Origin of the sequence: Leptolyngbya sp. FACHB-261, assembly GCF_014696065.1 — a bacterium.
GTDB lineage: Bacteria > Cyanobacteriota > Cyanobacteriia > FACHB-261 > FACHB-261 > FACHB-261.
In genome coordinates this window covers 275,696-293,841 of sequence record NZ_JACJPL010000027.1, presented here as the reverse complement: position 1 = coordinate 293,841, position 18,146 = coordinate 275,696, and the positions used below count along the sequence as shown (strand labels likewise).

Below are 18,146 nucleotides of genomic sequence, written 5' to 3'. Positions count from 1 at the left end.
CAGGATTAAGGCTCGGGATCAGGGCTTAAGATCAGGTAACTGAAGCTCAAGCCATCAGTGCCTAACTATCCTGGCCCCAGACACGGCCTTTGATTTGGTCTAGCTCTGTGCCAAGCTCTTGGCGGCGGTCGGCAAATAGCAGGTAGCGATAAACAAACCAGGCGCTATAGCCAAAACCCACAAGCTCAAGGGTGGGAGCCAGCAAAGGAACAACCGCGATAACCCGGAGCAGGGCTGCCGTGAACACGACAAAGGGAATCGAGAGGGCAATGATACCCAATCCCTTTACAGGGGTCTGATAACGGTCTAGGAAATTAGCAATTTGCCGTGGTACATCGGAGGTTAGCCATGCTAGCCGCTCACCCACCCGTTGCCACTGATTTTCGTCAGTACCCACCTGAGTTGAGGTGGCAGGGGGCAATTTGGTAAGGGTTGTCACTGGAGCCTCACCCGGCAGGTCAAGGACTTCTGTGTTTTGCTCTTCGACGCTCATAATAGGGATGCAAGGTGATAAGGACAGAAGATGAGGAAGTCAGGGCAACTTTGTCCTGAGTGACGATACCCAAACGTTAGCGCAGACTTCCCCGTTCAAACTCTTTCCTCTGGACAATCTACCGTCTACCTCAATGTAACGAAAGGCAACATAGCGTTAGTTGGGGAAATTTCTTGAGAGGGAGAGCGGAGCGGCCCAGAAAGCGTTGGCCTAAGTATTTCAGAAGTATCTCAGAGAGCCTCTGCTAGAGAGCCCATAACCCTCTCTCAAAAATCTCCTAACCTTACACTCGTTAGCCGCTCACTGAGCTTAAAGGGTAACTGCAATAGGCTAATGCTTCTAAGATTTGAGGAGGCCCTTTGCCTAATGGCGATCCCAACAACTCTGTCAGTCGCCTACCCTCTGCCCTATCAGCAAAATTAACGTTGAACGTATGAGCGAAGCGGCCGAAACTTCCCGCCAACTCTATCAGGAAGGCAAGAATGCCTTTGAACGAGGTAATTATCGTGAGGCGGTGCAACTTTTAGAAAAGGCGGCGGCGCTATCTGCCCGTGGCTCTTTTCTGGGTGGTGAAATTCAAACTTGGTTAGTAACTGCCTATGATGCAGCAGGACAGCGAGCTGAAGCGATTGCCCTGTGCCGTCAATTAGTGCAGCATCCTAGCGTGGACATTGGTCGACAGAATAAGCGTTTGCTCTACATCCTAGAAGCGCCAAACCTTAATCGTCGCCCGGAATGGCTCACTGAGATCCCCGACTTGAATCAGTTGCAAGAAAGTGATCCTAAACACCGAGCGGGGACAGTAACAATGAAGCCTGAGGCACGTCGCCCCTCTTCATTGGAGCTGCCAGAGCCGGGGAGCACATCTAGTCGGGATAACACGGGTTTTATTTGGGTTGCCCTGATCCCCTTTCTGGCCTGGCTGGCTTGGTTGGCTTGGCTGGCTTGATTCCAGCCGGTGGAGCTGGTTTGTAGATTTCTACTTGAAGCTCTGTTGCAGCTTCGTTGTGCATTTATGTCTTTGCAAAGTCTCTTCAAATCAGGCAGTGCAAATCAGGCAATGGCTGCAGAGCCTAGCAGTATTGCGAGAGGTCTTCGCCGCACTCATCGGCCAGATAGCACAGGGAGCGGAAGCGTAAGCTTACCAACTGCTCGTAGATTGGGTTGATTTGGCACAACGCTGGGATGTGAAACAGCTTGCGGCCAAAGAGAACTACATCCCGCTCGAAGGGACATTGGGGCGGGATCGCTTTGCAGACAAAATGAGCTACACGGCTATCTTGAATCTCCAGGTTGTCTAACCAGTTGCGTAGCGGCTGTAGCCAGTCGGTACGGGAGTGACGAGCGCAGGAATGGGAAGCCCAGAAAATAATTGACATACAGGTTGGTATTGACAGGAACAGAGGGTTAGGAAAGGGGATGAGAAACGGAGTTAGTCGAACCGCTCAGAGTCTGCCTTCAGAACACCTAGCCGTCAGCTAGAAACCCAGCAAAGATAAATCTCCACCATCGTCTTTCGCTTGGATGTAAGGGAAATCCGCTGAGTTTCGGTCAAACCTTTTGATGGACATCCCTTAAGCTACCCATCACAGAGGTTGGAGTCTCAGGCTTCATGCTGGGGTTTCACGAAAAAAACAAAAAGCGGTTTAGTTGTCGGTCTTGAACTTTAAACGCAGCTTCCAGCACCACCAATGACCACGACCAAACTCTCGTTTACAATTCTATACAAAAAAGTAGCGAGTGGGGGGCAACGGCAGCGCTATCCAAAGGCTGAAAGACAAGCCATTAGCGGGAAGCAGGCTCTGCCCTTAGATGTAACCCTTTGTAAAGGAATAGAGACAGGAAAAACTGTAGAAGTCAGGGGAGTTAAGTGCAGATGACGAAAGAGATGACCAGACAGCTAGGCTTTGGGCTGCTTTGGATAGGTTTTGTTGCCTACGCTTTTTTAGGAGCGCCCCCGGATCAACCCGATACCTTGGACCTAATCCAAAGGCTCTCAACAGGGCAGGTAGGTGGCATCAACCCATTAGTGGTGGCCCTTTTTAACCTGATGGGCGTTTGGCCCTTAATCTACGGCTGTCTACTCTTTATTGACGGCAGAATGCAGAAGCCACCGGCTTGGCCATTTGCAGGGGCGATGCTGGCAGTTGGTGCTTTTGCGCTTTTGCCCTATCTGGCATTACGCAAGCCCAACGGTGAGTTTCACGGAGCCAAAGGTCTTTGGCTGAAAATACAAGATTCCCGCTGGACAGGCGTGCTTCTGGGCCTTGGAGCCGTAGTCTTGCTCGTTTATGGTCTTAGCAATGGCGACTGGCAGGACTTTGCCCAACAGTGGCAAACCAGCCGTTTCATCCACGTCATGAGTCTCGATTTTTGCTTACTCTGTGTGCTGTTCCCTGCTCTGCTGGGTGACGATATGGCTCGCCGTGGCTTGAGCAACCCGCTAGTGTTTTGGGGAGTTGCCTTGGTTCCCCTGTTGGGATCGGCTGCTTATCTAGCGCTGCGTCCGCCGCTCATACCAACACTGGTGACACCTGACCCTCTGCCTGCTAAGGCTGAAGCTCAAGGCTCGTAGTCGCTCTCTACTGAAGGCCCTTCAAACAAAAAAGCTCCTGGCAAAAAACAGACTAAAGCTCCGCCTGTAGGTAAGATCTGCGTACTGGGCCGGGTACAAAGATAAACTCAACAAGTTGCCCAACAGTTACTCAACTGGTCGGGTAGGAGAACAACAGTGGGATGCTTGATTCGTCTGGCGATTGGGCTCATGGTCGGGCTGTTTGGTCTGCTGAGCTACTGCACTACCACTGTCGAGAATCCGATTACTGGCGAGACCCAACGGGTACAACTGACGGCTCGTCAGGAAGTTTCGCTAGGTTTGCAAGCTCGTTCAGAGATGGCAGCTCAGCATGGTGGCCTCTATCCTGACTCAGGCTTGCAGCAATATGTTGACCAGGTTGGGGGGCGAGTTGTGCAGCAGTCTGTTGTGGCTCAGTCTCCCTATCCTTTCGAGTTTCACTTACTGCGAGATCCGCAAACAGTGAATGCATTTGCATTACCAGGCGGTCAGGTATTTGTAACGGCTGGTTTGCTTCGGTTACTGTCTTCGGAAGCGCAGCTAGCAGCTGTGCTCGGGCATGAAGCTGGACATGTAATAGCACGGCATGGAGCCGAACATTTGGCTAAGCAACAGCTTGGCTCAGCGTTAGTCACCGCAGTGGGCGTGGCGACCACGGATGAACAGGGGCGTGGACAACAAGCGGCAGTCTTGGCAGTAGCAGTCAATCAGCTAGTCAGCTTGAGATACGGCAGGGATGACGAACTCGAAAGTGACCGCTTGGGTTTTCGCTTTATGACCGAGGCGGGTTATAACCCTCAAGCAATTGTGGAGCTGATGCGTGTATTGGGCGCCGCAGGAGGGGGTAGGCAATCGGAGTTTTTCAGCTCTCACCCTAGCCCTAGCAATCGCATTGAACGTCTGCAAGCTTTGATTGCAGAGAACTATCCTAATGGCGTTCCTCAAAATCTAGAGTTGGGGCGAGAGCGCTTTAGTCAAATCGTTGGCTCCCGACTCCCGGGTCGGGGTTAAGACCCCTTCAGCATAAGGGGGGAAGCCTCTATTCCGGTCTGCAAAATCTCTAGCCATGATCAGCAAAGCAGAAATGCAACATGGCTCATTGCTGGAGATTTATTTATGCTGAACCGAAGCATCAAAAATTGGTTGAGATGTAGCAGTTTAGGCACGTTAAGCCTAGGGTGGACTCTGTCTGCTACACCCAGCCTAGCCTGCTCTCAAAACCTGGAGCCAGAACAAGAAATCGCTGCCATTACCGCTGCAATCTCAGAGCAGGAAAGTGGCGACGATTACCAGGCTGTGAACCCTGAGTCTGGCGCTTTAGGGCGCTGGCAAGTTTTACCTGAGAATGTCATTAGCTGGTCCCAAGAAGTCCTCGGTGAAGTTGTCTCGACCGATGAATTTCTAGAAAACCCAGACATCCAGGATCAAATCGCTGCTTATAAGCTAAGCCAGTATTACTACGAAGCTTTGGGACAGACAGGAGACTCTTGGGAGGCTAAACGCTTTGTAGCAGCTAAGTGGTACAGCGGTGAAGGTAGTTTGTGGGGTGATACCGAGCCGCAAGTTTTCAACGGGCAACTCTATCCTTCAATCGCTGAATATTCTCTCGAAGTTGCTAGCAAGGCTGAGCAAATTGAGCAATGCGAATCGCTTTAAATGAGCTAGTTAAGCGACTTAAAGCTTAGGGTCAAGGAGCTGATTTCTGCGCCTTGACTGCTCGCTCCGTTCTATCTGGACCGCCCAAATAGGCCGAGCCGCGATAGCACAATTCGACTCGCCGCCGACTTGGTCTGACCTTGGCCACCAACTTCGGTTGCTCAAAGGCTTGCCCCCGATACATTCCCCGGATGGTTTCTGGTCCGCGTTGAATCTCTGCTCTGGGCAGCTCAAAAGGCTGCCCACGGTACCGGCCTCGGATGGCTTCAGGTAGGAGGCCAACAATCGAGAGGATGTAACCGTGGCTGGCTCGACGAAAAGATAGGTGCATTTGAGGTTATCTCCAGAAGCTGAGAAATTGAAAGGTTATTGATTTTATTTCTGTATCTATTGTTACCGAATCTTTTCGATACCTAACTTTAGCCGAACAGGAAGATTCGGCTGTCTAGCTGGAGACTGAGCTAGATGTATTCGTCGCTTAAGAATTGGTAGAAAGCCTACCAGAAAGCCTTTGCGCTTAAGAGGCAGGGGGAGCCGCACTAGAGGCAGGGATTTGTGACAACCAGTAATGCAAGCCAATCATCAGAACAACCAGTGGCAGCATCATTACTGGAATGCTCTCTAGACCCACTCGGTCGGCGAGCCAACCCACGGCTGTTGGAATCACTGCTGCGCCAAAACCAGCTAGACCAGTCATTAAGCTAATCGCGCCTGGAACTAGATGCGCGGGTAGCCGTTGTGGCATCAACCAAATAGTGGTGGGAAAGATGGTGGCTAGGGCCAAGCCCAACAGAGGCAGGCTCAATAGTTGCCCTGGCAGCAGCCACCAAGCCAGCAACCCAACCGTTAATAGAGCGAGTGAGCCGCTGATGCTTTTGACGGCACCGACTAGGGCCACTACTCGCCCGGTCAGTAAACGCCCCAGACTAAGCCCGAACCAGTAAGCACTGACGCTGTAGCCTGCGACGAGTTCTGGGGTGCCCCGACTGATCGTTTGAACACTGTAGGCCCAATTACCCAGAGAGCTTTCCAGACCGACATAAACCATTAGAAACAGGCTGGCTGCCAGGATGACTGGCATTTTGAGCGCGAGACGCAGACTAGCCCTAGCACTGGGAGCAGCAGTATCTAGTTTGGTTGTTAGCGACCGATCTTGAGTCACCACCGCCCAAAGCAGAGCCAGCACCAGTATCCCAACCATTACCGCAAATACCAGGTAAACCTGTCGCCAGTTCAAGGCCAAGGCCAGCAACGTTGTGGCAATGGCTGGACCCAACAAGGCCCCAAGCCCATAGAAGGCATGCAGGATACCCATCAGATCGGCGTTGCGCTGGTCATTTGCAAGATAGGTGTTGATACCTGCATCGATCCAGCCAATGCCCAGGCCGAAGAGCACTCCAGTCGCCACCATCAGGGGCCAACTAGCTACCACAGCATAAATTCCCAAGCAGCCTGCCAATAGGGTCGCTGCTAACAGCAATAGGCGAGCTAAGCCTAACTGGCTGCTGAGCAAACTGCTGCTGAGCGCAGCCACCAGATAGCCAATGACCTGACTAAGGAACAGCAGGGTAATCGTGGCCGGGGTCAGCTGATACGTCGTCAAGATTGAAGGCAGCAATACGCCTAATCCGCCCTCAGCCACACCGATGGCAATGAAGGCATAAAAGGAAATCGCTACGCCAAGCCAGCGCACTCTGTAACCATGACTGGGTTGGTTCATAAATGAGGGGTAGAAGCATCACCTGAATCATCAGCCGACTCCCAGGGTTGCATATCGCTAAGTCTATGCAACCCCAGAAGCAACGCTAGGAACGACTACCGGCAGTGGGCTGAGCGGCAGCGGTACCAGGAATCGTGATGTCAACTGCCTGAACAGTTTCTGTGGGCTTCAAGGTACTCAGTGACGGACGAATCGCCTTAGAGTTACCTGCCACTAGGATAGTGAGCTGGTCAGGTTTGAGGTGTGCTTTCGCGACTCGCTGAATATCGGCAACCGTGGTTGCCTGCACGCCGCGTTGGTACTGAAAGATAAAGTCTTTGGGATAGCCAAAATACTCGTAGCGCATCAAGCGCGACAGGGTTTGTGAACGATCCTCAAAGTTGAAGACAAAGGAACTGAGAACCGAGTCTTTCGCGAGTTGCAGTTCTTGCGCTGTGACGGGTTCACGCTGAACCCGTTCAATTTCTTCAATGACTGAACGGATCATCTGCACCGTCGCGTCGGACCGGGTTTCACCGCCAGCAATGAAGATGCCTGGGTAGTCAAAGTTGGCAGACCAGTAACCGTAAACCGAGTAAGCAAGACCCTGGCGTGTGCGGATATTCTTCACCATCCGACCACTCAAGCCATTGAGCAACTCATTGAGGACCGTGAGTGGAAAATAATCGGGATCGCGACGCAAGCCACCAATGTGCCCCAGATGCACATAGCTCTGAGTGAGTTGGGGTTGCTCAATGAAAAACACGCCCTTGGCATTTTTGCCATTCACCTCAGGCAAGGGGGGAACCTGAAGGCCCGGTTGAGCCGGCCAATCAGCAAATAATTGGCGCAATTTTGCTGCCATCTCGTCGGTCTTGAAGTCACCAATCACCCCCAGCAGCATGTTGTTGGGATGAAACCAGCGCTGCTTGAAGCGAATCAAATCTTCGCGCTGAATGTTGTCCAGATTGCGATATTCAACTGTGCGAGCGTAGGGACTGGTTGGGCTGTAGAGTAACTTCTGAAATTCTCGACGTACAACATCATCCGGATCGTCATTGCGACGGGCAATGCTACTGCGGTATTGCTGCTTAGCTAGATCTAACTTGTCCTGCGCAAATAGGGGCTGGCGCAGAACCTCCGCGAAGAGATCGAGGACTAAATCAGCATCTTCAGTCAGGCTGTTAAAACTAGCGCCTGCCGAGACGGCATCGATACCGGTTTCGATAGAGGCAGCTCGGTCCTCCAACAACATATTCAGCTCATCGCCACTATGTTTCTGGGTGCCACCTGTACGCATGACACTGCCGACCAGCGAGGCGAGACCTACTTGGTCAGCTGGTTCAAAGCGGCTACCAGTACGCACCATGGCTGAGCCGTTGACGAATGGCAGTTCGTGGTCTTCGAGCAGGTAAATGACCAAGCCGTTGTCTAAAGTCAGTCGCGTCGGCTCAGGCACCTGGAGCGCGGGCAGAGGCGGGTAGGTTAGGTCAGTGTAGTGACGAGGTGCGGCGATGGCGTGAGCAGGCAGGTACAGCAACAGAGCCAAGGAAGCTACCGCCATGGCCAGGAAGCTGAGCCAGCGTCGAATGAGATTTTGGATCATGAGTGGGCTCCCACGGCTTGGGACGTAGCTTGTGAAGTTGGACCTGACGTTGGATCAGGGGTTGCGGGAGTTGCCGCAGGGATCAGACGACCAATCGTTTGGTTCTCTGGCCGAAAGGTTGCACGGGCAACTCGCTGAATATCTGCGGGCGTAACGGCTGCGTAAGCTTCAACCTGTTTGAACAGATTGCGCCAGTCGCCAGTTTTGACTTGGTATTCCAGCAGAGCCCCAGCCATGCCTTGATTGGAGCGCAATGTGCCTAAAAGACCTGCCCGTGCCTGGGTTTGTACCCGTGCTAGCTCCGCCGCACTGACAGGCTGATTGATTAAGCGGTCAATCTCCACTTGCATGGCTGTTTCGACCTCTTCAACCTTGTGGCCAGCCGCAGGCAGTGCGTAAAAGACAATCAAAGTTGGAAATTTGTCACCTGGATAGCCATTGAAGCCCTCGGCAGTCAGGGCAATTTGCTGCTGCTGCACCAGAGAACGGTAGAAACGGGATGTACGACCATCACTGAGGATACTGCTGATAATCTCGTAGACCGCATTGTCTGGTTGATTGAAGGCGGGGCGGTGATAGGCCGCAACCGTCCAGGGCTGGGAGGGCAAGGTCAGCGTGAAGCGGCGCTGTTGGCTCTGAGCCGGTTCCACCACTGTGGGATCAGGCAAACTGGGACGATCACGAAAACGCCCAAAATAAGCTTGGGCCAGCTCTTTCACCCGTTTGGGATCCACATCACCCACAATCGCAATCGTCATGTTGTGGGGCACGTAATAATCGCGGTAGAACTTCTGCACCATCGGCCTGGTCAAGCTCTGGATCGTCTCCTGAGAACCAATGGTGGTGTACTGATAGGGGTGAACTTTGTAAGCTTCCTTAAGCAATCGGGCGAATAGTTGCCCAGTGGGGCTATTGTCGAAGCCCCGTCGCCGCTCCTCTTGAATCACATCCCGTTCTTCGTAAAATTCTCGGAACACGGGGTCCAGGAAGCGTTCTGACTCCAGTGACATCCAGAGTTCAAGCTTGTTGGCTGGGAAATTGTAGACGTACTGGGTCGCGTCCTTGGAGGTGAAAGCGTTGATGTTCACCCCGCCTTGGCGACTGATAATTTCATCGAGTTCACCCCGCTTGACTAAGGATGCAGCCTCGGTCTTGAGCTTCTCAAACTGAGGCTGGAGACGAGCGATTTGGGCTTGATCGCCCTTGGTTCGGGCTTGCCGCAACTGCTCATCAAGCTGATCCATCTGGCTGAAGACTGCCTTCTCACGGGCTGCATTTGTGGTGCCAATGCGGCTGGTTCCCTTAAAAGCCAAATGCTCAAAGAAGTGAGCGATGCCGGTTTGTCCGGGCACCTCATTAGCGCCACCCACATTGACATAGGTTTGAAACCACACCGTAGGGGCTTCGTGGCGCTCCATGACGATAAAAGTCATGCCGTTGCTGAGCTTGAACTCAGTGATCCGGCGCGTTACTGCCTCGACATAGGGCTGAATCGAGAATGGCTCACGACTGTTGGGTGGCGCTGGCGCGGCCTCTCGTGCCCAGACAGGATCCGCTAGCAACAGCCCCAAGAGCACAACAAAAGCGCAGAACAAACTTCTCGCACGGGCAGAGCCCGTTGAGATTAGGCAAGCTTGACGCATGATGACCTACTAAACAGCTCAATCCCCACTAGGTAGGGCACGTCTATCCAGCATACAAGCGCTAGATCGGGACTAGTGAGTGACCGCCTCAGCCAGCAATTGCTGTTCTTCTTGTTGGTTTTGGGCCTGTTTCATGGCCTGTTCTTGTTCTCGCTGCTGTTGCTCATGCTCGACCATGAACACGTTGGAATAAAGGTTGGCGGTAATTTGCTTGCCCTGTTGGGTCAGGGAGAGATAGTGCAACGCCGGTTTGATGTAGGGGAAAACCCCTTTCCAGTAGAAGGTGGGGTAGTTGTAGCGCAGGTCCCCAGGATGGCGATAGCCCAAGGCCTGATTGACGCCCGTTTCCTCAAACTCATAGAACAGGGCGCTAATCTTCTTGAGGTAACGGGGGTCGCTCAGCTGACCAATCAGGTCTGCGGCTCGGACCAGACCTGGATAGTTGGTGGTGTCCCGGTGGTCTGCCTCTTCGGGGACTGGAAAACGGGTGAGTTCAATATTTTTCTTGATAACTTCAGCGTCAATCAACCAGTGCTTGCCAAAACGCTCATCGATAAACAGCTTGCCGCGATCGACGTGGTAAGGAGTCAAGGCTGCGTCTGAAGAACCTAAGGGGAGGCCGATGAGCTTGCCATCCCGACCGGTTGCGTACTGACCGTCTAGGTCGTGCAGACAAACACCCTTGACATAACCGATGTCATGACAAACTAACGAAATAATAAAATGCAGCCAATCTTCGCTGGAGACCCCACCTTCACGGATATGCTTGCCACGCAACAATTCCTGCCCGACTAGGGTCACTAAAATTGTGTGCTCGACGTTGTGATAGAGCGCATCGCTGTTGGCAATGTTCTCCAGGGCCATACTGCCGACCCAGCCAATAATGTCCTCGTAGTCGGAGTTGCGGCTCCCGTAGGTGCGCTGATAGCCTTCCTTGAGTTGGCGGACAAAGCCATCGATCAGAATTTCAGTTGCGTTGAACATGATCACACACTCCTAAAACGGGCGGCGACTCCTAGCCAGTGGATGAGCCAGATGAGCTTAGGAGAGATAGCCCTAACATGCACGCTATCTCTCCGTTTACCGCTATCTCTCTCCATCTTAAGCAGAGTAATTCTGGCGGCTGTGATGGGATGGACCACCCAACCGTGACTCTAGACACAGATAAGACACAAGGTTGTGGCCGAGTAAAGAATGTTTAAGGGTAATTGGAATGAATCCTAACTAAGTATTAACCCCTAGCTGGGCGGTTTACCATAGCTGCTACCTGAGTGAGCAGCAGGTGGCGTGTAGCGAGCTAAAGACAGGCGGACGGCCTGTGCGTCCAGTTCTATGGGAAGCGCAAACGTGATCGTAATCGTTGCCGCAGCAAGACAAAGTTGGATCAGCAGGGTGCGGGCGCGCATAGGTAGAGTTGAGTTTTAGAGCGAGGGTGAGGGAGCAATCCAGAGCAAAAGGCAGCCAAACCAGTAGTGAAATCGTTCTGTTCCATCATGGTTCCTCATCATCGTTCTGACCACTACGTCAAGAAATCTGCCTCGCTATGGATGGTGAACTTGTGCTCGCCATAGCAAGATCGAACAGACGTTAAAAAATACCGAAAAGGAGAATTATGATCGGTCAATTTTTTACTTGGCTGGCAACGGCTCTGAGCTTGTTGGTAGTAGATATTGTGGTTCCAGGCATTGATATCCGGTCTTTCGCAGCGGCCTTAATTGCTGCTGTGGTTATCGGCTTTGTCAATACCTCTATCCGTCCCGCTCTAAGATTGCTGACTCTGCCTCTCAACTTTGCGACGCTAGGTTTATTCTCTTTTGTCGTGAACGGTGCAAGTCTGTGGATTGCATCCCTTGTATCGCCAGGCTTCCGGGTAGACGGATTCATCCCCGCGATTTTGGGTGCGGTTTTGCTTTCGATTGTTAATACTTTCTTGAGCAACTACTTTGCTCAGAAGCAGGCTGAGCAACTAGTCGCTAGCGATAGTCAAGTCAATACCTAATCAACCGCTTATCAGTAGTGACTGCAAACCGGGTAACCGTTAAGGACTGGTTAACTAAGAAACGCTAGATCAGGGCGTAGCTGTGCAGCACGGCGTAAATAAGCAGGCCGTAGCGCCTTTTGCGATAAAGGTGTATTGAGGTGGATCATTACTCGGATGCAGTGATCTAAACCGTCAACGGCCTGCATTTGCTGTACATCCAGCAGCGGCACTTGATCCCAACCAGGACGGCGGCGAGCAGCAGCAGCAGGGAAAATCGCATCCAAATCGTGAGTGACCGAGAAAGTTGCACTCACGATTTCTGAGGGGTCTATAGTGTTCTGACTCTCTAAGGCATCTAACAGTTCGTTCACAGCTTCAGCGATTGCCTCAACTGAGTTTTGGCTCACGGTAATTGCGCCTCGCAGACCCCGAACTCGCCACTCGCCTTCTGTTCCTGCCATTGTGCTATGCCGTCAGTGCCTAATCTTTGTCGAAACTCAGCCTATAGTATCCTGGGCTAGTTCGTGCTTCCAGGTGGACAATGCCGCTCTTAGTCCTCGCTACGAGCAATCCAGGCAAACTTCAAGAATTTCAAGAGCTTTTGGCAGGCTTGCTGGGCCCAGCTCAGTGGGAGTTAAGCCTCAAGCCTGAATCGTTAGAGGTTGAAGAAACCGGTGATACCTTTCGGGCCAACGCCTGTCTAAAGGCATCCCAGGTCGCACAAGCTACTCGCCAATGGGCCATTGCTGATGACTCAGGCCTAGAGGTAGACGCGCTTGATGGTGCGCCCGGGATTTACTCTGCTCGCTACGGCCGCACTGATCCTGAGCGGATCGAGCGCCTACTCGGAGAATTGGGCAACGAACTCGACCGCACTGCTCGTTTTGTCTGTGAAGTGGCAGTAGCACGACCGGATGGCTCGATTGCTTTGGAAGCCAAAGGCAGCTGTGAGGGTGAAATTCTGCGGGCACCGCGCGGCAGTCAGGGCTTCGGCTACGACCCAATTTTTTACGTTCCCCAGTATCGGCAGACCTTTGCCGAGATGGATCCAGCTCTCAAACAGGCTATCAGCCACCGGGGGCTAGCGTTTGCTGACTTACTGCCAGAACTGAAAGCTCTGCTAGCCTGATACGCTAGTTGCCAGTAAGTTGCCCCCAGGGTGGTGTGTGAGTGTGATCCCCTCCTTCGATATCCGTGCGCAGTATCAGACTTTGGCGGCAGAACTCAATGAGTCGGTGCTGTCAGTGTTGCAGTCTGGTCATTACATTGGCGGACCAGTCGTTAAAGCTTTCGAAACTCAGTTTGCGCAATACATCGGCACCGAACATGCGGTGAGTTGCAATTCTGGGACTGATGCTCTTTATCTGGCCCTGCGTGCTCTGGATATTGGCCCCGGCGACGAGGTGATCACGGCTCCGTTCACATTTTTTGCAACCACAGAAGCCATCAGCTTGACTGGGGCGACCCCAGTTTTTGTCGATATTGAGCCTGACTACTTCAACTTAGACCTGAACCAGCTAGAGGCAGCGATTAGTGAGCGCACAAGGGCAGTTTTGCCAGTGCATCTATTCGGTTGCCCGATGGACATGACTCGCCTGATGGCTATCGCTCAGGCCAATAACTTGCGAGTTCTGGAAGATTGCGCCCAAGCCACGGGCGCTTGTTGGGCTGGGCAAAAGGTGGGCAGTATTGGCGATATCGGTGCATTCAGCTTCTACCCCACCAAAAATCTGGGTGCCTGCGGGGATGGCGGCATGATGACCACCAACGACCCAGAGTTGGCTTCGCGCCTGCGCATTCTCAAAGAGCATGGTAGTCGCGAGCGCTACTTCCACGAAAGTGTTGGCATGAACAGTCGCCTGGACGCTATGCAAGCGGCCCTGCTACAGGTGAAATTGCCTCACTTAGACACCTGGAATGTGTTGCGGCGGGGCGTTGCTGAGCGTTACAACCAGCTTTTGGCGCCTTTAGAAGCAGTGAAGCAAGGGACAGTGAAGCGGCCCTCAGCGATCACGGGTGGGATGCATGTTTGGAACCAGTACACCATCCGTGTGTCGCAGCGCGACCAGGTGCGGACGGCGTTGCAGGAGCAGGGTATTGGCACCATGGTCTACTATCCGGTGCCCCTACATTTACAGGCGGTTTACGCCAGTCTGGGCTATCAACCCGGTAGTTTTCCAGTAGCTGAGCAAGTCTGTGCTGAGGTGCTGGCGCTGCCGATGTTCCCTGAACTGCTGTCGGCCCAGCAGGATGCTGTTGTCTACGCGCTCAAGGATGTTCTTTCCCTCTAAAGCGTCTGAACCTGTTTCAGACGCAAGCTCTGAGCCGGATTGGAGCCAGCTTTGGTTCTTAGATCCAGCTATTACCTTCCTGAATCATGGTTCGTTTGGTGCCTGCCCGAAAGCGGTGCTAGCGGTGCAACAAGAACTGCGGCTGCGCCTAGAACAGGAGCCAGTACGCTTTTTTGTGCGGGATTTAGGCGATTTGTTGGCTGAGGCGCGACAGGCATTGGCAGAGTTCATTGGGGCTGATCCTGAGGCGCTTACTTTTGTGCCCAATGCCACAACTGGAGTTAATACGGTGTTGCGCTCGCTGCGCTTTGAGCCAGGGGACGAACTGCTGGTGACTAACCACGAGTACAACGCCTGTTGCAACGCGCTGAATTTCGTTGCCGCTCAGACCGGTGCTCAGGTCGTGGTGGCAAGCATTCCCTTCCCCTTGGAATCGTCCGAGCAAGTGGTGGCAGCAGTGTTAAGCCAGGTTTCAGCCCGCACCAAACTGGCCTTGCTAGACCACATCACCAGCCAGACAGGACTGATTTTGCCACTGGAGCAACTGGTAAAGGCATTGACCGAGCGCGGCGTGGAGACGCTGGTGGATGGCGCACACGCGCCGGGAATGGTGCCGCTCAATCTCCAATCTCTGGGGGCGACTTACTACACTGGCAACTGCCACAAGTGGCTGTGTGCGCCGAAGGGCGCTGCTTTTCTGTTTGTGCAACCAGAGCGGCAAGCTGAAATCCATCCATTGGCGATCAGCCACGGCGCTAATTTTCCCTTGCTCGACCGCTCTCGCTTTCGCTTGGAGTTTGACTGGACAGGCACCACTGACCCAACCAGCTATTTGTGCGTGCCAGAGGCGATTCGGTTTATGGGGGCGCTGTTGCCCGGTGGTTGGCCACAGTTGATGGTGCAGAACCGGGCTAAAGTTCTAGCGGCTCGGCGACTGCTCTCTGACGCTTTGAGTATTCCCCTCCCTTGCCCAGACGAAATGATCGGTTCGCTGGCCACGCTACCCTTGCCGGATGGCTCTACTGAACTGCCCAAACCGCCCCTTTACTTGGACCCTTTGCAAGAGGCTCTGATGGATAGCTTTGGCATTGAGGTGCCTGTTATTTCCTGGCCTGCACGGCCAAAGCGTTTGTTGCGGATCTCAGCCCAGCTTTACAACACTCCAGCTCAATACCAACTCCTAGCAAAAGCGCTGGCTGGCTTGTTGGCAAGTGCTTAAAAAAAGCAACAGGAACTGTCAGAAACAATGGTTTATATAGGTGTAAGGCTTCTGTCCTTATTCCGTGTCAAATCTCAGTTTCAGAATGAGGACATCCCGATCTTCTAATGACTGAAGATCAAGGTATTTGGGTAAGTTACAGTGGATTGAATCTAGAGGTAGCAAGCTATGTCTCCGCTCACCTTAAACTTGGCCCCTGCCATTCACCTCACTGACGAGCAGTTTTATTTGCTTTGTCAGGCCAATGGAGAGCTTAGATTTGAGCGCACGGTTGAAGGAAAATTGGTGATTATGCCGCCAACTGGAGGAGAAACAGGAAAGCGGAATGGTGACATTTTTGGTCAGCTTTGGTCTTGGAACCGACAGCAGAAATTAGGCGTTGCTTTTGATTCCTTGACTGGCTTCAGGTTGCCTAATGGAGCAGATCGCTCTCCTGATACTGCCTGGGTGAAGTTGGATCGCTGGCAAGCCCTGACTCCAGAGCAGCGTCAGAAATTCCCGCCCTTGGCTCCTGATTTTGTCGTGGAATTACGTTCTGCCAGCGATGACCTGAAACCCTTGCAAACCAAGATGCAGGAGTATCTCAGTAATGGAGTTCGCTTGGGCTGGCTGATTGACCCAGAGAACCAACGAGTTGAGGTCTGTCAACCCAAGCAGGATATGGAGGTGCTTCAGTCTCCAACCAGTTTGTCTGGAGGAAATGTGCTGCCTGGTTTCGTGTTGGAGCTAGGACAGATTTGGAGCTGAGAAGCAAAAATTGTCTCATAATCCGAGCCAAACTACTGAGTCTAGGTCACATACAATTTGCACGAGCATTCCAGGATGCAAATCATTAAAATTCAAATAATCAGGATTAAATGCCCAGGCAATTATGGAGCTTTTATTAAAGATTAAGCCAAGATTCTGGATATAATAACTACGTCCTTTTTTAAGAAACTGCTGAACCGCCTGCTACAGCCTGGTTTCTTGAGCTGCTTCTTGGTTCAAACATAGAAATCCGACCTCTACCTACTGGCAGAGCTTGTTAGAATCGAGGCGTGACATAGAAGGACAGAGAAGAACTCCTTCACCGCTTCTAAATTTACCAACCAAGCCTCTTAGACAAACTTGAGACAAGTTCTAAGAGATGCGATTGCTTCTTTATTCAGCATTTTGGAAGTTTGCCCATGATCCGTTTTCTAGTTGGCATCCTGGTCTTAGTCATTAATGTGCTTTACCGGGATCGCCCCTTTCCCCGCTTTTACGTTTTGGAAACGGTAGCTCGGGTTCCTTATTTTGGCTTTTTATCCGTCCTGCACCTTTATGAAACCTTAGGAGCATGGCGTAAAGCAGACTGGCTGAAGGTTCACTTTGCTGAGTCCTGGAATGAATTGCACCATCTACTGATTATGGAATCTTTAGGTGGCAACCAGAAATGGGTTGATCGTTTTCTGGCGCAGCATGCGGCTCTGGTTTATTACTGGATCGTTGTTGGGCTCTACATCCTGTCTCCTCGCTCTGCCTACCACTTTATGGAGCTGATTGAGGAGCACGCTTTCCACACCTACGACGAGTTTCTCAAGCTCAATGAAGCTGACCTGAAAACTCAACCCGCACCGCAAGTTGCTATTGACTACTATCGCGATGGCGACCTCTACATGTTCGACGAGTTCCAATCTTGCAGTGTGCCTGGAGATCGCCGTCCAGTGATTGAGACGCTGTATGACACCTTCGTCAATATTCGCGATGACGAAGCCGAGCATGTCAAGACGATGGTGGCTTGTCAACAGGCTGATGCTCAGCAGATCTTCCAAAGCCCCCATAGACCAGCTGCCATTCCTGCTGGCCGCGAGGCAGTTGCCCAAAGCTAATTTGCCACTGAACTGAGCAAAAATTATGCACTCACGGTTCAATCGAGCCGTGTTTTTTGTGGCTTCAGTTAATCACGTTGGGCAACCGAGGATAAACCTTCTAAACTTTCTAGCGCCGGTTTGGCTGCGCTTGTGCTCCTTCAGGAATGGGCCTGCCTTTGGGCTGAGGCAAAGGAATGCGAGGCTCGTAGGGCATTGGAATGTACTGAACTGTAGGACGTCCCCCTTGCGGTTGCGGGTAGAGGTCCATCAAGTTGTAAATTGTCTTGGGCAGACCAACTGTAACTGGCAAACCTAAGTCGGTCGCTTCCTCGGCGGTAATCGGATAATCGTGAGTCACGCGGCCCGTAGTTAGGGACTCAATAATCGCCTCAATTCTCTCGGGCTGGATCTTCGGACTGGGAATATTGTCTTCCAGCAATGTGCGCACAAAACGCTGTACCTGTCGCACTGCCTTTCGGGAAATATCTGCCATAATCAGCGTTTGGTCGTCAATATCGCCCACTGGCTTTTGCTCAACGACATTGATAATGCTGGCGGCTGGGAAATTGCCCAACTGAGGATCCACAGGACCCAAAACTGCATTTTCATCCATCACAATTTCATCAGCGGCCAGAGCCAACATCGTGCCACCACTCATTGCATAATGGGGGACAAACACAGTGACTTTAGCTGGGTGGCGAATCAGGGCTCTGGCAATTTGTTCTGTTGCTAAAACTAGACCGCCGGGTGTGTGCAAAACCAGATCAATAGGAACGTTGGGTGGCGTCAAGCGAATGGCTCGCAGTACCTGTTCTGAATCTTCAATGCTGATATAGCGTGACAGAGGAATGCCGAGTAGGCTGATTGACTCCTGGCGGTGAATGAGCAGAATAACGCGACCGTTCCGCTGTCGTTCAAATTCGCGCAAAGCCTGAAGCCGGCGCATCTCAGTCGCTCGACGTTGCCATGCTGGTTGTAGAGAGGCAATAAATAAGAAAATCCAGAATAGGTTGAAAGGATCAAAGTTCATAAAGTGTTCAGCACAAGATGGAGCCCTGGGCTTGCACAGCCAATCTGAACCTTACAGGTCTCACCCTATTCCAGAATCTATCTGTAGATGGGCCGCTCTGAGTGTTGTTTGTGACAAAGCG

Annotated in this window: 20 protein-coding genes; 10 read left to right on the top strand and 10 right to left on the bottom strand. The window is 52.3% G+C overall.

Annotated features, from left to right (window positions below; all coding sequences use genetic code 11):
- Nucleotides 1-61 precede the first annotated feature (61 nt).
- Nucleotides 62-493 carry a CAAD domain-containing protein gene (locus tag H6F94_RS20985; protein ID WP_190804207.1) on the bottom strand — a complete coding sequence of 144 codons (432 nt, stop codon included), beginning with the start codon at nt 491-493 and terminating at the stop codon, nt 62-64.
- 433 nt (nt 494-926) lie between these two features.
- Between H6F94_RS20985 and H6F94_RS20980 the strand changes: the two genes are divergently transcribed.
- Nucleotides 927-1,442 (top strand): tetratricopeptide repeat protein, encoded by a 516-nt coding sequence (locus H6F94_RS20980; protein ID WP_190804206.1) that lies wholly within the window; start codon nt 927-929, stop codon nt 1,440-1,442.
- Nucleotides 1,443-1,566: 124 nt separating this feature from the next.
- Here the strand turns inward: H6F94_RS20980 and H6F94_RS20975 are convergent, their stop codons facing one another.
- Nucleotides 1,567-1,872, bottom strand: a complete 306-nt coding sequence (locus H6F94_RS20975; RefSeq protein WP_190804205.1) for a Mo-dependent nitrogenase C-terminal domain-containing protein — start codon at nt 1,870-1,872, stop codon at nt 1,567-1,569.
- 497 nt (nt 1,873-2,369) lie between these two features.
- Between H6F94_RS20975 and H6F94_RS20970 the strand changes: the two genes are divergently transcribed.
- The 3 genes from H6F94_RS20970 (at nt 2,370) to H6F94_RS20960 (ending at nt 4,724) form a co-directional block, all read left to right on the top strand.
- Nucleotides 2,370-3,068 (top strand): DUF2834 domain-containing protein, encoded by a 699-nt coding sequence (locus H6F94_RS20970; protein ID WP_242041309.1) that lies wholly within the window; start codon nt 2,370-2,372, stop codon nt 3,066-3,068.
- 156 nt (nt 3,069-3,224) lie between these two features.
- Nucleotides 3,225-4,079, top strand: coding sequence for a M48 family metalloprotease (locus H6F94_RS20965; RefSeq protein ID WP_313949343.1), 855 nt, complete (start codon nt 3,225-3,227; stop codon nt 4,077-4,079).
- Nucleotides 4,080-4,184: 105 nt separating this feature from the next.
- Nucleotides 4,185-4,724: a transglycosylase SLT domain-containing protein gene (locus H6F94_RS20960; protein WP_190804204.1), complete on the top strand. Its 540-nt coding sequence runs from the start codon at nt 4,185-4,187 to the stop codon at nt 4,722-4,724.
- A gap of 31 nt (nt 4,725-4,755) precedes the next feature.
- Here the strand turns inward: H6F94_RS20960 and H6F94_RS20955 are convergent, their stop codons facing one another.
- The 6 genes from H6F94_RS20955 to H6F94_RS20930 form a co-directional block, all read right to left on the bottom strand.
- Nucleotides 4,756-5,055, bottom strand: coding sequence for a DUF4278 domain-containing protein (locus tag H6F94_RS20955; RefSeq protein WP_190804203.1), 300 nt, complete (start codon nt 5,053-5,055; stop codon nt 4,756-4,758).
- A 186-nt stretch (nt 5,056-5,241) separates the two neighbouring features.
- On the bottom strand, nt 5,242-6,444 hold the full coding sequence (locus tag H6F94_RS20950) for an MFS transporter (protein ID WP_190804202.1): 1,203 nt from the start codon (nt 6,442-6,444) through the stop codon (nt 5,242-5,244).
- Nucleotides 6,445-6,529: 85 nt separating this feature from the next.
- Entirely contained in the window at nt 6,530-8,029 is a 1,500-nt protein-coding gene (locus H6F94_RS20945; protein WP_190804201.1) for a M16 family metallopeptidase, read from the bottom strand.
- Complete coding sequence (locus H6F94_RS20940; protein WP_190804200.1) at nt 8,026-9,672, bottom strand: M16 family metallopeptidase; 1,647 nt, start codon at nt 9,670-9,672, stop codon at nt 8,026-8,028. Before H6F94_RS20940 ends, H6F94_RS20945 begins: the two co-directional genes overlap by 4 nt.
- A 72-nt stretch (nt 9,673-9,744) precedes the next feature.
- The gene (locus H6F94_RS20935; RefSeq protein ID WP_190804199.1) at nt 9,745-10,656 is read right to left on the bottom strand and encodes an Npun_R2479 family HD domain-containing metalloprotein; all 912 of its coding nucleotides are present in this window, start codon (nt 10,654-10,656) and stop codon (nt 9,745-9,747) included.
- A gap of 254 nt (nt 10,657-10,910) precedes the next feature.
- Complete coding sequence (locus tag H6F94_RS20930; protein WP_190804198.1) at nt 10,911-11,078, bottom strand: hypothetical protein; 168 nt, start codon at nt 11,076-11,078, stop codon at nt 10,911-10,913.
- A gap of 206 nt (nt 11,079-11,284) precedes the next feature.
- Between H6F94_RS20930 and H6F94_RS20925 the strand changes: the two genes are divergently transcribed.
- Nucleotides 11,285-11,671, top strand: coding sequence for a phage holin family protein (locus H6F94_RS20925; RefSeq protein WP_190804197.1), 387 nt, complete (start codon nt 11,285-11,287; stop codon nt 11,669-11,671).
- Between the two features lie 50 nt (nt 11,672-11,721).
- On the opposite strand, the gene aroH is transcribed toward H6F94_RS20925, so the two are convergent.
- On the bottom strand, nt 11,722-12,114 hold the full coding sequence (gene aroH / locus H6F94_RS20920) for a chorismate mutase (RefSeq protein ID WP_190804196.1): 393 nt from the start codon (nt 12,112-12,114) through the stop codon (nt 11,722-11,724).
- A gap of 80 nt (nt 12,115-12,194) precedes the next feature.
- Here aroH and rdgB point away from each other — a divergent pair, with 80 nt between their 5' ends.
- From rdgB to H6F94_RS20895, 5 genes are all read left to right on the top strand, one after another.
- Nucleotides 12,195-12,782 carry an RdgB/HAM1 family non-canonical purine NTP pyrophosphatase gene (gene rdgB, locus H6F94_RS20915; RefSeq protein ID WP_190804195.1) on the top strand — a complete coding sequence of 196 codons (588 nt, stop codon included), beginning with the start codon at nt 12,195-12,197 and terminating at the stop codon, nt 12,780-12,782.
- 37 nt (nt 12,783-12,819) lie between these two features.
- Entirely contained in the window at nt 12,820-13,944 is a 1,125-nt protein-coding gene (locus H6F94_RS20910; RefSeq protein ID WP_190804194.1) for a DegT/DnrJ/EryC1/StrS family aminotransferase, read from the top strand.
- Nucleotides 13,928-15,163, top strand: a complete 1,236-nt coding sequence (locus H6F94_RS20905) for an aminotransferase class V-fold PLP-dependent enzyme (protein ID WP_190804193.1) — start codon at nt 13,928-13,930, stop codon at nt 15,161-15,163. Before H6F94_RS20910 ends, H6F94_RS20905 begins: the two co-directional genes overlap by 17 nt.
- Nucleotides 15,164-15,331: 168 nt before the next feature.
- The gene (locus H6F94_RS20900; RefSeq protein ID WP_190804192.1) at nt 15,332-15,910 is read left to right on the top strand and encodes a Uma2 family endonuclease; all 579 of its coding nucleotides are present in this window, start codon (nt 15,332-15,334) and stop codon (nt 15,908-15,910) included.
- Between the two features lie 419 nt (nt 15,911-16,329).
- Complete coding sequence (locus H6F94_RS20895; RefSeq protein WP_190804191.1) at nt 16,330-17,013, top strand: alternative oxidase; 684 nt, start codon at nt 16,330-16,332, stop codon at nt 17,011-17,013.
- 109 nt (nt 17,014-17,122) lie between these two features.
- Here the strand turns inward: H6F94_RS20895 and H6F94_RS20890 are convergent, their stop codons facing one another.
- Nucleotides 17,123-18,025, bottom strand: coding sequence for an SDH family Clp fold serine proteinase (locus tag H6F94_RS20890; RefSeq protein WP_190804190.1), 903 nt, complete (start codon nt 18,023-18,025; stop codon nt 17,123-17,125).
- Nucleotides 18,026-18,146: the final 121 nt, after the last annotated feature.